Origin of the sequence: Collinsella tanakaei (genome assembly GCF_021531055.1) — a bacterium.
In the GTDB taxonomy this organism is placed as follows: domain Bacteria; phylum Actinomycetota; class Coriobacteriia; order Coriobacteriales; family Coriobacteriaceae; genus Collinsella; species Collinsella tanakaei_B.
This window is the reverse complement of the sequence record NZ_JADYTL010000001.1, coordinates 369,701-383,574: the sequence shown is the minus strand read 5'-3', so window position 1 is coordinate 383,574 and position 13,874 is coordinate 369,701. Positions and strand designations below refer to the sequence as shown.

Genomic DNA, 13,874 nt, shown 5'->3' with positions numbered 1-13,874 from the left:
GACTGAAAAGGGCGGGTCCGAAATCGGATCCGCCCTTTTCTGTTCGACATCGTTTCGCCCCACGCTCGTAATCGGTAGAAGGTGCTTTTGAGGTCGCTTGCTCTGATTAGAGGGTACAATCCATCTATGGTGTCGGAGCTTCAAAGAATAGGAGTCGAATTATGAGAAGGAGATTCATCGCACTACTCTGCTCCATGCTGTTGTCGTGTGTGTTTGCGACGACCGCATTCGGGGCAACATTCGATCCGGGGTCGGTGAGCGCGACGAGCTCTCTCGTGTCAACAGAGGTTGGTCAGTCGCATCATAATTATTTTAAAGTCACGACTTCGGGCAGCAAGATGACCATCAAAGGCGAAACTCCGATGGCGATGCCTAGCAACGGTGGCCGCCTCAGCTTCAATGCTCAGGTCGTCGATTCTAACGGCAAAAAGGCTTCTCATTGGATCGGGTACGCCTACTGCAAGGATCACGGGGATTACCGTTCGTTTTCGTTTACGGTTGATGTAACCGATCTGCCGAATAGCTCGAATAACTACGGATACCTTCCCGCTGACGATTACGTTATCAACATCCAGCGCAATGGCACGTCGTTCAATAAGAACATCAATTTCCGTGTGAAGAGCAACGACACGGTCGTCTTGCTTGAATGGGACAACGTTATCGAGAAGAATCAGCAGATGTACGATTCGAACAGCGATGTCGACCCGTCTCGTTATCTCGATGTGACGATGGCGGATATCAAGAATATCAGCACATTGTCCACGTCGCAGGCGAACTTCATCAAGCGTGTCGCTACCAATCGCGTGCATGCGGCAAGCGATTATGCGACCGCGAAAAATATCTATGACTTTGTTGCCGACCGCTTCTATTACGATGACGTGGCATTCCAAACTGGTAAGAATCAGTATTGTGATGTCTACGACAACGTATATAACCTGCTGAACAATAAAACGAGTGCTAACAGCAAGAACGGTAAGGTTGCCACCGTTTGCCTCGGTGAGGCTGGCATTACTATCGCACTCGCGCGAGCAGAGGGCATTCCTGCGCGTTTGGTAAATGGTCACCATATGGGACTGGCAGCAGGGGATTATCAAAACTGGTCGACCGAGCCCAACGTCTCCGAAATCGATCACTGGTGGGCAGAGCTGTACATTGACGGTGAATGGGTCATCGTCGATCCTACTGCAGGCAGCGGCAATCATTGGAATAGCCGTTCTGATGACTGGGATTACGCCGGCGTGACGAATTACGTGTCGTTTATGCCGACCATCGATCAATTCTCAACTTCGTACGTGACGTATAACGTGTTTGGTGGCGGCTCGAGCAGCGGCACCACCGGAGGTGGAACTACCACGGTGACTAAGCTCAAGGCCCCGACACTCAAGGTTTCGAACACGGCTTCCACTGGAAAGATTCGTCTCACCTGGAGTGCTGTCAGCGGTGCTGAAAAATACGAGATTTGGTATTCCACGAGCAAGAATGGAACGTATACCCGTCTGATTTCCACATCGGGAACCGTTCTCAACCACACCTCCGCCAAGCCTGGCACGACGTACTATTACAAGGCAAAGTCCATCGGCTCTACCTCGAGTGCCAATAGTGATTTTAGCGCGGTTGTTCTTCGTGCATGCGATTACGCTCAGCCGAAGGTGACGGTGTCCAATACCGCCTCGACGGGTAAAATCCGTCTCACTTGGACGTCTTGCGCCGGCGCTACCAAGTACCAGGTGTATTACTCCACGAGCAAGAACGGTACGTACACGCAGCTCATCAAGACTGCCGGTACGGTCCTCAACCACACGTCTGCTAAGCCCGGGACAACCTACTACTACAAGGTCCGTGCCGTCGGTCCGTCCGCGAGCGCCTGCGGTGCCTTCAGTGCGATTAAACTGCGCGCGTGTGACTACGCGCGTCCCAAGGTGACCGTCGGCTCGACATCGAAGGGTAAGCCTCGCCTTACCTGGACGTCTTGCACTGGTGCCACCAAGTACCAGGTGTATTACTCTACGAGCAAGAACGGCACGTACACGCAGCTCATCAAGACGTCGGGAACCGTTCTCAATCATACTTCGGCAAAATCCGGCAAAGCATATTACTACAAGGTCCGTGCCGTCGGTCCGTCCGCGAGCGCCTGCGGTGCCTTCAGCCCGATCTATATGAAAACAAGTAAGTAGTTGGGCTTGATTACCCGCGTGTCGTCTGTCCGACACATCATTTGACGGGTCTCCGGTTTATCGTACGGTTGAGCTCCTGCGAAACTGGGTTCCGATTCAGGCCGCATCCATTACGGGTGCGGCCTTTTTCTTATGTAGGTTAACCACGCTGTCGCTGATTAGGATATGTGAGAGACGTCAAGATACACGCGTTGTCCAACCCTGATGGGTTATTCATTTCTTTTTCAGTTACCATAGGTGAGGCTTGTGTCGTTTTGAGGGGATTTACATGCGTAGATTGAGAACGCGTTCGATAGCGTTGGCGCTCGCTTGCTGTCTATCGGTATTCGGTGTGGGTGCGCCTAACGTTGCGGTGGCGGAAGACTGTCCCACAGATCTCATCGTCACTAAGGAAGAGATCGGTTCGGCTGCCATCGATGGTGGTTCCAAGCTGTCCGATTCCAATGAACTCAATGAGACTCCGGTGCAGAGCGCACATGCTGATAACGCCGATTCCGATGTTGTCGTTGATGTTATCGAGTCAGCTCCTAACGATTCTGCTCTTTCCGACGGAATGACCGGAGGGCCTTCCGATCCGGTTTCTGGAAGTTCGGACTTCACGGATGTCGAAGCCGGCTGCAACGATGAAGGCGAGTCGAACGCTACCGTTGAATCCGAAAAAATGCAAAACGATGACTCGAACGAGGAGAGTCCTTCTATCGACAATGGTTTCGAGTTCGAGTCCGTTGGAGAATTCGAGAATGACGAAGAGCTTGAAGTAGCTTCCGATTCGGAGTCTGACGCCGTCTCCGATTCGTCCTCCGAAGATATCGACAATAAGCTGCCTGCCGATTCTGAAGACGAAGATTCCAGCAAAGTTATTCTCGCGGAAGACGATAAGGGTGTTCTGTTCGAAGATGAAGACGGATACACATTCGTGCTTTCCAGCGGAGAGATTCTGGCTGACGAGTTCTACACTATTGACGGCGTTACGTATTACTTCAATTCCAAAGGGTACGCCGTCGGCGGTCTTCTCGAGCTCGACGATAAGGTGTACTACTTCGATGAGCAGACTTTCGCCCAGATATTCGATCTTTACACATGGGAAGATGGCACCCGTTCGTATTTTGCCAAGAATAAAGGCGGAGCTGCGGCAAAGGCTTGGTGGATTATCGGGGGCGACCGGTATTACTTCGATCCGGTGACACGTAAGACGCTTCTTCCGGGTTACGCACAAATTGGCGACAAGTATTATCTTATTCAAGATAGCGGCTCTGTGTACATGGGCATGCACCGTTGGAAAGATGGAACGGTCTCCTATTTTTCTAATAATAACGACGGCGCCGCCGCGAAGCGTTGGTGGACCCTTGACGGTCATAGGTATTATTTCGATCCGGAGACTCGGCGCACGCCGCAGGCGTCTTCTGGCCTCAATTCCATCGAGGGCTCTTTCTACAAGGTCACCGAAGACGGTTACGTATTCATCGGCCTTTATGATTGGGACGAGGGAACGCTCAGCTACTTCTCACCTTCTCATGGGGGTGCTGCTGCCAAATTCAAGTGGACGGTCGACGGTAGGATTTATTACTTTGATGAGCTGACCCGTCAATCGGTTATCGGCTGGCATACGTGGTCGAATGGAAAGCGCTCTTACCTTGCTCCCTCTTATCAGGGTGCCGCCGCGAAGAATCGCTGGACGATCGATAACAAGCTCTACTTCTTCGATCCGGAGACAAGGTGCGCGATTACCGGCTGGCATACGTGGACGAATGGAAAGCGTTCGTACTTCTCCAAGGGTCAGAATTGCGCAGCGGCGCAAGGCTGGTGGACGCTTGGTGGCAAGAAGTACTATTTCAAGCGAGATACGCGCGAAACACTCAAGGGTAAGTGGAGTGTTTCCGGTCAGTACTATTACTTTGATTCCACCGGCGCAATGTTCACCGGCTGGATTGAATGGAATGACGGGTCCGGGTGGTCGTATTTTGCCGCCGACGGTGTGATGGCAACCGGATCCCAGGTGATTGACGGCGTCGATTACGATTTCGGAACCGATGGCAAAGTCGCTCACTATCTGAGCGATGCCCAGCTTCGCGTTATCGAGGCGTGCAAGACAACGCCTTCTCCTGGTGGTGGTTTGTGCGCGGCGTGGATCACGTACGTGTTCCAGAATGCGGGCATTGGAAGCTGGGGCGGCAATGCGGACGATATGTATTTCGCGTATTGCAAGACGTCTCCGTTCAAGATCAAGCCCGGCATGATCATCGCGGTCGATTCCTCGCCCGCGAGTGCTGCCGGTCGCATCTATGGTCATGTCGCCGTCTATATCGGCAATGGGAAGGTCATGGATAACATCGGTTCTATCCGGACGATCTCGCTTGACGAGTGGGTCGAGTACTACAGTGCTCTCTCCACGCCCAAGTGCGGCTGGTTCGGTAAGGTTGATCTGACTGCCTGATATGCCTTGACAGATGCACTGCCGATTTCATGCGCCCTGATGTCATAATGACGTCAGGGCGTTTTTTCAGGTCGCAAGTGTCATGTACGGCGAACGCCAAGCGGTTCGTGATCCCCAAGCCCGCTTTTCGAAAAGCCCCATATCGCTCAGAAGTACATCTCGTCTCGCAGCGCCGCGGGCGACCCGTTCGACTGCCGCGTGCATATGGAAAAGAACGGGTCGGGCGAGTGGGAACCCGCGAGCATGCTCGTGCGCATCGGCATCGGGCAGAAGATCATCTCGAATATCAACGAAGGTGGCGGCATGGCCGAGCTCGAGCCGTTCCTCAAGGCCAACCGTCCCGACTGCTGGGAGTTGATCGTGGAGCGCCTGCGGGAGCTTGCGGCAACGGTCCCCGCGTGGTTCGAGGAGCAGCGCGGCGTCGAGCTGTGCACGCTCGGCATAGACGTGGCGATCACCGACGCGGGCGACCTGCACATCTTCGAGATCAACAGCCTGCCGTTCGTCGACTTCAACCTCGGCCAGGTCGCCATGCGTCGCGTGGCCTACTACCGCTGGCTTGCCGACCACCATCGCGGCGAGCATCAGTAGGGGAGGTCGTAGGGCGCACGGAGCTTCCGACGGTGCCCCAGCAGGATCCCACTTGGGCAAACGCGCATATCGTCCCGTTGTTTAGTATGATGCCGAGCAATCGATAGGCGGTATTGAATGGAGGGGCCACGATGGGTAGAATGCTCGATGACAGTACCCCGCACGCGACCCATGGAAATGGAGCGAACCAGGCGGGGTCGTTTTTTATCTCGATGAAACCTCCGCGTTCGTTCAGGGAGCAGCTCTCCCTGATGGAGTCCCGCGGTCTCGCGGTCGAAAACGAGCTGTCCGCGCTTCGGCGTCTCGCAGAATCGAACTATTATCGCCTTCGTGGTTACTGGCTTACCTTCGAGGAGAATGGACGCTTCACTCCGGGTACCACGTTCGATGACATATGGGAGACCTATCAGTTCGATGGTGAGCTGAGGGATTGGGTTTGGCGCGTCATCAGTCCCATCGAGATCAAGGCGCGCACGCTTTTCGCTTACCATATGGCTATGGAATGCGGCGCGGTCGCACATGAAGATAACCGTTACTTTAAGAACACGATGGCGCACGCCAAATCCATGGAGTCCCTCACAAGGGAGAAGAGCAGGGCGTTGCGCGATGGGGTGCCGTGTGTCGTCCATAATATCGATAAATACGGCGATCTTCCCATATGGGCGGCAGTCGAAATCATGAGCATGGGAACCGTCTCCCAGCTCTACGGCAATCTGGATGCCGCCAAAAGTAACGTTGCAAAGCTGGTTGCCAATGGGTTCGGAGTGAAGCCGTTCATCCTTAGGAGCTGGCTCAGACATCTAACGTACATCCGAAATATCTGTGGACATCACAGCCGTCTGTACAACCGCGTTGTGACCGTACGGCCCAATCTTCTTAGGGCGGATGCTCGATACGACGGGGAGAAAGAATTCCCGACGCTTCTCGTGCTTAAGCGCATGTACGAGAAATCTTGGCCGGCAAAATGGGGGTGTTTGACCGGTCAGATCGTTGAGGTCGTGAGAGCCCACCCATCGGTCTCCTTGAAACCGATGGGTTTTCCGGAAGATTGGGAAACCGTCATTCGATGCGAAATGCCGGTTGAACAGCGGTGATTGAAGCGATCTTGCCTATAAGAAAATGACTGGGGTCCGATTATTTGCAACAACAGCCTGCTGTTCGTCGACTTCAACCTCGGCCAGGTCGCCATGCGGCGTGTTGCCTACTATCGCTGGCTTGCCGACCACCATCGCGGTGAGCATCAGTAGGGCAGGCCGTAGCGCGCGAGCGACAGGGCGATCGATGTCGCATGCTCAAACCGACCAGTCTTGTTCGGCGGGTGTCTTGTGATCCGCTGCAAAAAATGTCGCCGATCGCTTCCGCGCTCGCGCGCGTCGGTGCGGGCGGGTAGACTGGTGGGAGCAACCAACGAGAGGACGTCTCCATGTCAGATATCGCCGGCACCCGTCGTACCTTCGCCGTCATCGACGGCAACTCGCTCATGCACCGCGCCTTCCACGCCGTGCCTCCCACCATGAACGCGCCGGACGGTCGGCCCACCAATGCCATCTTCGGCTTCCTCAACATGTTCCTCAAGATGGTCGACGCCTTCCATCCCGATGGCGTCGCCGTGGCGTTCGATAAGGGCAAGCCGCGTGTGCGCATGGAGATGCTGCCGCAGTACAAGGCGCAGCGTCCGCCCATGGACCCCGACCTGCGCGAGCAGTTCCCCATGATCAAAAAGCTGCTCGGCGAGCTGTCCGTGCCCATCCTCGAGGCCGAGGGCTGGGAGGGCGACGACATCCTGGGCACCCTCGCGCGCGCCGGCGAGGCCGCCGGGTGCGATATGTACCTCATCACCGGCGACCGCGACATGTACCAGCTGTCCACCGAGCACGTGCGCATCGTGGGCACCAAGAAGGGCCTGTCCGACGTGCAGATCATGACGCCCGAGTCGGTCGAGGACCTCTATCATGGCATCACGCCCGAGCTCGTGCCGGACTTCTACGGCCTCAAGGGCGATTCGTCCGACAACATCCCCGGCGTGCCGGGCATCGGCCCCAAGAAGGCCAGCGCCCTGATCGCCCAGTACGGCTCGCTCGACGAGGTCATCGCCCATGCCGACGAGGTCAAGGGCAAGATGGGCGAGAACCTGCGCGCCCATATCGACGACGCGCTGCTCTCGCGCCGCGTGGCGACCATCCAGACGAACGCCCCCGTGGAGCTCGACTTCGACCATACGGCGTTTCCGGCCTACGACGCCGCCGCGGTATCCGCCGCCTTGGGTGAGCTGGGCATCAATGCCATGCAGAATCGCTTCTTGGCCCTCATCGACGGCGAGGCGGATGGCTCGGCGCAGGCCGCCGCGTGCCTGGAGCTGCCCGAGGTGACGTATGCTCGTGCGGAGACCGGTGAGGGCGTGGCCGATGCCATCGCCGCGCTCGCCGCGGCACTCGAGGCGGGGGAGTGGGTTGCCGCCGTGCTCGACGACGACCGTGAGGCCGACGCGCTGTTCGGCCTCACCCATACGCTGTGGGTCGCCGTGCCCGATGCACTGCTCGCCTTCGAGGAGCCCGATGGCGGTATGGCCGCCGCGCTTCCCGCGGTGGACGGTTTCGATGTTTCGCAGGGACTCATCGCCGGGGTGCTCATGCGCTTGTTCGCCGAGGGCAAGGTGGTCTCGCCCGACGTGAAGGCGCTCATCCACGAGCTCGTGCCCGCCGACTCCGCGGCGCCCGCTCGTATGGACGCGCTCGACGTCGACGCGTCGCGTATCTTTGACACCGTGGTCGCGGCGTACCTGCTCGATTCGGCCCGCTCGTCGTTCGACGACGCGTACATCGCCGATACCTATCTGGGCAAGCCCTTGCCGCCCGCATCGGGCGAGGACGGTGCCGCCGACGACGCGCTGCCTGCCGCGGCGCGCTCGGCCATTGTGGCCCTGACGGCACTCGAGCCGCTTGCCACCGCGCTCGATGCCGGCGGCGCGGTTGCCGTGTTCACGCAGATCGAGATGCCGCTCGTGCCCGTGCTCGTGGATATGGAGCGCACCGGCATGCTCGTGGACCCCGAGCGCCTGCGCGCCATGTCCGACAAGCTCACCGGGCAGATCGACGAGCTCGCCGGGCGCATCCGGGCGCTCGCGGGCGACGATACGTTCAACATCGGCAGCCCCATGCAGCTGTCGCACATCTTGTTCGACGTGATGGGCCTGCCCACCAAGGGCCTCAAGAAGACCCAGCGCGGCTACTACTCCACCAACGCCAAGGTCCTGGAGGATCTGGCCCGCGACCACGAGATCGTCCGACTGATCCTCGAGTGGCGCGAGAAGAGCAAGATCAAGTCCACGTATCTGGACACGCTGGGACCGCTTGCCGGCCAGTACGGCGACCATCGCGTGCACACCACCTACAACCAGACCATCACCGCCACCGGGCGCCTGTCCTCGTCCAACCCCAACCTGCAGAACATCCCCACCCGCTCCGAGCTGGGGCACACCGTCAAGACGGCGTTCTCGGCGGGCGAGGGCAAGGTGTTCTTGGCGGTCGACTACTCCCAGATCGAGCTGCGTCTGCTCGCGCACCTCTCGGCTGACGAGCATCTGGTTGCTGCCTTCAATGAAGGTGAGGACTTCCATGCCGAGACGGCGGCGCGCGTGTTCGGCGTGCCCGTGTCCGAGGTCACGCGCGAGCTGCGCAGCCGCGCCAAGGCGGTGAACTTCGGCATCGTGTACGGCCAGCAGGCCTACGGCCTGTCGCAGTCGCTCGATATCCCCATGGCCGAGGCCCGCGAGATGATCGAGGCGTACTTCCGGGCGTATCCCGGCGTGCGCGCCTACCTGGACCGCACCGTGGCCGAGGCGAAGGCCCGCGGCTATGCGGAGACGATGTTCGGGCGGCGTCGCCCCATCCCCGAGTTCAAGATGCGCAACCCCGCGCAGCGCGCGTTCGGCGAGCGCACCGCCATGAACCATCCCATGCAGGGTAGCGCCGCCGACATCATCAAGATCGCCATGGTCCGCGTGGCGCGCCGCCTGAGTGACGAGGGTTTTGCCGCCCGCATGATCCTGCAGGTGCACGACGAGTTGGATTTCGAATGCCCCGAGGCCGAGGTCGAGCGCCTGACCGAGATGGTCCGGCAGGAGATGGAAGGCGTGGTCGAGCTGCGCGTGCCGCTGATCGCCGAGGCGTCCACGGGCATCACCTGGGCGGACGCCAAGTAAGCGGGTCCCGAGACATGGGGCCGGGCGGCCGGCGTGCTCGATGCCCGGACTCGGTTGCCGCCGCCGAGCTGCTGGTCGGGTTGCTGCGGCTGCGGTGTCGACCCGATGGATGACGGGACCGTCTCGCTCGTACGGCTGGCCCCGTCGCCGTAGCTTGGCTAGAATACCACCGGAAGACAAGCCGGCGGACAGGTGGTCCGTCGTGGAATGGGGGAGTGCACGTGATGGTGGGCTTTGAGGGCGATACCGAGCTGGCGCGCGTCAGGCTCGTCGCCGCGGATATGGACTGCACGCTGCTGGCGGACGACGGCAGCATGCCGCCGAACATGCTCGATCGCATCCGCGCGCTCGACGAGGCGGGCATCACGTTTTGCGCGGCGAGCGGCCGTCCGCTCTACACGCTCACCGATATGTTCCACGAGGTCGCCGAGCACATGGCGCTGCTGTCCGACAACGGCGCGGCGATCAGCTGCCGCGGTGAGCTCATCTACAAGGACCTCATCGACGTGCCGACCTACCACGAGCTGATCGACTACACCTTGGCCGACGGTCGCGGCTGCCCGGTCGTCTGCGGCATCGAGGCCGGCTACCTGCGCCGCTGCGATGCTGTGTACGACGATTTCTTCCGTCGCTTCTTCACCAAGATCGTCTACCTCGATTCGCTCGACGAGCTCGATGCCGACGTCAACAAGTACACGGTGTACTTCCCCGATCGCACGGCCGAGGAGGTCTTCGCGAGCACGTACGACGCCGCGTGGTCCGACCGGTTCTCGGTCACCAACGCCGGCAAGGAGTGGATCGACTTCATGAACAAGGATGTCGACAAGGGGGCGGGTATCACGCGGCTGTGCGCGCATCTGGGCGTGCCGACCGCCGATGCCGCGGCGTTCGGCGACACGTACAACGACATCCAGATGCTCGAGGCCGTGGGCCACAGCTACGTGGTGGCCAACGCCGAGGAGCATATGCGCTCGCATGCGCGTTTCCTGGCGCCGTCCAATAACGATCGTGGCGTGGCGCAGGTGATCGACCGGCTGCTCGAGCTCGTTTCCTAGCTTTGGGCCGGGAATCGGGGCGCGGAAGTCCGCTTGGTCCGCCCCCCGGAACCGCTCATTGCGTTTACGGTTCGGTTTTGCGAGGGGTGTCCGAGTAGACGGTTGCTCTCTTGCAGAAAAGCAGCAGGTAGCAAGGTTGCCGCTTTTCGGGCTACTCGGCGGGTGCCGCCAAAACCGAACCGTAAACGCGTCGATGCGCAGCGATCTATCATGTTGTCACGCCAACACCGATCTTGAGGCAGAAGGGAGGGCTGTCGTATGCTCGTTTCCGCATTGCGCGGGTTGCCGCGCGGGACGTTCGCGCTCGCAGCGGTCCGCCTCATGATCTATCTGGGTGTCCAGGCCGCATATTTCATCGGGATCATCGGAACGCTGACCTATCAGCTCCAGGCGAGCACGTTTTCCATCGCGGGCGCGGTCGGCTTTTTCAACCTGTTCATCATCATCGGCAACGCCGCCGGTGGATCGTTGCTCGACCTGCGCGGGCCGCGGGTGCATACGGCCGTGACGCTCACCGTGGCTGCCGCAACGAGCGTCATGTTCCAGTTCGTCGCCTGCACGGTGACCAACGTGCTCACCATGAGCGCGGGGTTCGGCTTTGCCACCGGGTTGAGCTTTGCGTATCTCAGCTCGTATCCCGCCTACCTGAGCGACGACGCCGACGTGCTCAATCGCGTGAACGCCCTGCTGTCGGTCGTGTCGAACACGGCGGTCATGGTGGGGCCGGCGGTGGGCGGTCTCATCGCCGCGGTGCTGCCGTCGCAGCGCGTGTTCGTGTTCGCCGGCGCGCTGGCCGTGGCGGCGGCGATTCCGGCGGTCGCCTTGCTGCGGCGTGCCGAATACGCGCGTGGGCGTCGTCGGGCTTCCGATGGGGCCGGGGAGGGCGTGTCGGCCCAGGCGCCTGGCGATGTGGCGTCCGGCACGTTTGCCGATTCCGCGCGCACCGTGTTCTCGGTGCCGTCGCTTGCGCTGCTGTTCTGGGTCGGCGTGCTCGCGTATGCGGGCTACGGCGCGTTCGATCCGCTCGAGTCGCTGTACTACCGTGACGTGCTGCAGGTCGAGATCTCGTGGATGGGCTGGCTGTCGAGTGCGGCGGGCGTGGGTAGCGTCATCGGCGCCGCGCTCGCCATGCGCGTGCCGCGACGTCATGTGAACGTTCGGACGCTCATGGTGCTGATCGCCCTCGAGGGCACAGCGTGCGTTTTGTACGTGGGGACGCCCTACGTGGTGTGCGCCATGGCCGGTCAGCTGCTGCTCGGCGCCGCGTTCGGCGCGGTGACGCCGCTGCAGAACACGCTTGTGCAGATCCATGCGCCGCTGACGCTGCTGGGGCGGGTGAACTCGGTCATGAACGCAGGGTTCAACGGGGCGGGCGTGGTTCCGCTGTTCGCCGCCCCGGTGCTCGCCGACCTGTTCGGTGTCCAAGCGGTGCTCGTGGGCGCGAGCTGCCTGGTCCTGTTCGTGCCGATCGCGTGCATGGTGGGTATGCGGGGCAAGATCGCCCGCATCGTCGCCGACGAAACCTGATTGGATCTCACGCTGCAGGTGCATAAAGTTTCGAGGATGTTTCGAGCTGCCATGTTGTGAAAATGCCAGCTTGTCGCCGTGCTCTGTGAGGGGTTGCAGATTTTCGTCATGAATTTGCGGATCCACGTTTCGCATGCGCGCACTTTAGCGTATAGTAGCGTCCAACGTGTTGCGGTCGTGCATCTATCGCGCCGCACGCGGTTGTATCGCACGTACTGACGATAGACGAGGGGCTGTCCGGTGAACAAGGTTCTGGCTACATACGAGGGCATGGCCGCAAGCGCCATCATGCCCGGCCAGAATGCCGCCACGGTCGCCATCCGACGCCAGCGTGCGATTTCCCGACGACGATAACCTGGTCGTCTCTGTTCGCATGGGGCTCGTCCCCAGCAGGGTTCGTCAATAGGTGCGTCGGGTTTTGTCTCCCTGTGGGTGCGCATACGCGCATATCCCTTCACGGGACCTCTTATCTCAACAACTCGATCAAGCGTATGCGCAGCGCAGGCACTGCCGACGGGCTCATCGGTTCCATCCGCTCATATCTCGAAAGGAACTCCCATGAGCAAGGAAAAGGTCGTACTCGCATACTCCGGTGGTCTTGACACGTCCGTGTGCATCAAGTGGCTGCAGGAGGAAAAGAACCTCGACGTCATCTGCGTGCTGGGCAACGTGGGTCAGGAGATCCACGGCCTCGAGTACAAGAAGCAGAAGGCGCTCGATCTGGGCGTCATCGACTGCCACGTGCTCGAGCTCAAAGACGAGTACGCCGACGAGTACCTCACGAAGGCCATCGCCGCCAACTCCATGTACGAGAACAAGTACCCGCTGCTCTCGGCCCTGTCGCGTCCGCTGCTCGCCGCCAAGCTCGTGGACATCGCGCACCAGTACGACGCCAAGTACGTCGCGCACGGCTGCACCGGCAAGGGCAACGACCAGGTGCGTTTCGAGGCGTCCATCCTCACGCTCGATCCCTCGCTCGAGGTCATCGCCCCGGTGCGCGAGTGGGATCTCAAGTGCCGTCCCGACGAGGTCGCCTACGCCCGCGAGCACGGCGTGCCCGTTCCCGAGGGTGCCAACGACAACCCCTATTCCATCGACGACAACCTGTGGGGCCGCGCGATCGAGTGCGGCGTGCTCGAGGATCCCTGGAACGAGCCCCCGCATGACGTGTGGGTCATGACCAAGGACCCCGAGGAGACTCCCGATGTCCCGACCTACGTCGACATCGACTTCGTCGGCGGCAAGCCCGTTGCGCTCAACGGCGAGCAGATGCCGCTCGCGGCGCTCGTCGCCAAGCTCAACCAGATCGCGGGCGACAACGGTTATGGCCGCCTCGACCTCATGGAGAACCGCATGGTGGGCCTCAAGTCCCGCGAGTGCTACGAGGTGCCCGCCGCCCTCACCCTCATCAACGCCCACAAGGCGCTCGAGGACCTCACGCTCGAGCGTGACGTGCTGCACCAGAAGCTCTACCTCGAGCAGACCTGGGCCACGTGCGTGTACAACGGCCAGTGGTTCAGCCCGCTCAAGAAGGCCCTCGACGCCTTCATGGCCGAGACGCAGAAGTTCGTGACCGGCACCGTGCGCGTCAAGTTCTTCAAGGGTCACTGCACTGTCATGGGCCGCAAGAGCCCCTGCTCGCTGTACGACTTCGGCCTGGCGACCTACGACCGCGACACCACCTTCGACGAGAAGGCCGCCGTGGGCTTCATCCAGATCGAGACCCTGTCGCTCAAGACGTGGGCCAAGATGCAGGGACCCACGTCCGAGGCCGCCGCGAACCTCGCGTAACGGCTTTTTCCCGGCGCCCCTTCGAGCAGTCTTCGGAGCGCCTCCTACCTACGCGGTGTTTCGTGCGCACCGCCTGTCCGTCCCCGGCGGCGACTCGCCGG

Annotated in this window: 8 protein-coding genes; all 8 read left to right on the top strand. The window is 60.3% G+C overall.

Annotated elements, in window-relative coordinates; genetic code table 11:
• The first annotated feature begins 275 nt into the window (after positions 1 to 275).
• Complete coding sequence (locus I6E04_RS01690) at positions 276 to 2,174, top strand: transglutaminase domain-containing protein (protein ID WP_235421419.1); 1,899 nt, start codon at positions 276 to 278, stop codon at positions 2,172 to 2,174.
• A gap of 268 nt (positions 2,175 to 2,442) precedes the next feature.
• Complete coding sequence (locus I6E04_RS01685) at positions 2,443 to 4,608, top strand: N-acetylmuramoyl-L-alanine amidase family protein (RefSeq protein WP_235421418.1); 2,166 nt, start codon at positions 2,443 to 2,445, stop codon at positions 4,606 to 4,608.
• A gap of 141 nt (positions 4,609 to 4,749) precedes the next feature.
• Positions 4,750 to 5,199, top strand: coding sequence for a YheC/YheD family protein (locus tag I6E04_RS01680; RefSeq protein WP_328225312.1), 450 nt, complete (start codon positions 4,750 to 4,752; stop codon positions 5,197 to 5,199).
• Between the two features lie 131 nt (positions 5,200 to 5,330).
• Positions 5,331 to 6,293 carry an Abi family protein gene (locus tag I6E04_RS01675; protein WP_235421417.1) on the top strand — a complete coding sequence of 321 codons (963 nt, stop codon included), beginning with the start codon at positions 5,331 to 5,333 and terminating at the stop codon, positions 6,291 to 6,293.
• A gap of 329 nt (positions 6,294 to 6,622) precedes the next feature.
• Positions 6,623 to 9,400, top strand: coding sequence for a DNA polymerase I (gene polA, locus I6E04_RS01670; protein ID WP_235421416.1), 2,778 nt, complete (start codon positions 6,623 to 6,625; stop codon positions 9,398 to 9,400).
• 224 nt (positions 9,401 to 9,624) lie between these two features.
• A complete protein-coding gene (locus I6E04_RS01665) occupies positions 9,625 to 10,455 on the top strand; it encodes an HAD family hydrolase (RefSeq protein WP_235421415.1) in 831 nt (276 codons plus the stop codon).
• Positions 10,456 to 10,713: 258 nt separating this feature from the next.
• A complete protein-coding gene (locus I6E04_RS01660) occupies positions 10,714 to 11,982 on the top strand; it encodes an MFS transporter (RefSeq protein ID WP_235421414.1) in 1,269 nt (422 codons plus the stop codon).
• Between the two features lie 558 nt (positions 11,983 to 12,540).
• The gene (locus tag I6E04_RS01655) at positions 12,541 to 13,773 is read left to right on the top strand and encodes an argininosuccinate synthase (RefSeq protein ID WP_235421413.1); all 1,233 of its coding nucleotides are present in this window, start codon (positions 12,541 to 12,543) and stop codon (positions 13,771 to 13,773) included.
• The last annotated feature ends 101 nt before the right edge of the window (positions 13,774 to 13,874 follow it).

Bases quoted from the DNA above. Each gene is read 5' to 3' on its own strand.
- I6E04_RS01660 (WP_235421414.1), top strand. From the start codon at position 10,714: ATGCTCGTTTCCGCATTGCGCGGGTTGCCGCGCGGGACGTTCGCGCTC.
- I6E04_RS01675 (WP_235421417.1), top strand. From the start codon at position 5,331: ATGGGTAGAATGCTCGATGACAGTACCCCGCACGCGACCCATGGAAAT.
- I6E04_RS01685 (WP_235421418.1), top strand. From the start codon at position 2,443: ATGCGTAGATTGAGAACGCGTTCGATAGCGTTGGCGCTCGCTTGCTGT.
- I6E04_RS01665 (WP_235421415.1), top strand. From the start codon at position 9,625: ATGGTGGGCTTTGAGGGCGATACCGAGCTGGCGCGCGTCAGGCTCGTC.
- I6E04_RS01655 (WP_235421413.1), top strand. From the start codon at position 12,541: ATGAGCAAGGAAAAGGTCGTACTCGCATACTCCGGTGGTCTTGACACG.
- polA (WP_235421416.1), top strand. From the start codon at position 6,623: ATGTCAGATATCGCCGGCACCCGTCGTACCTTCGCCGTCATCGACGGC.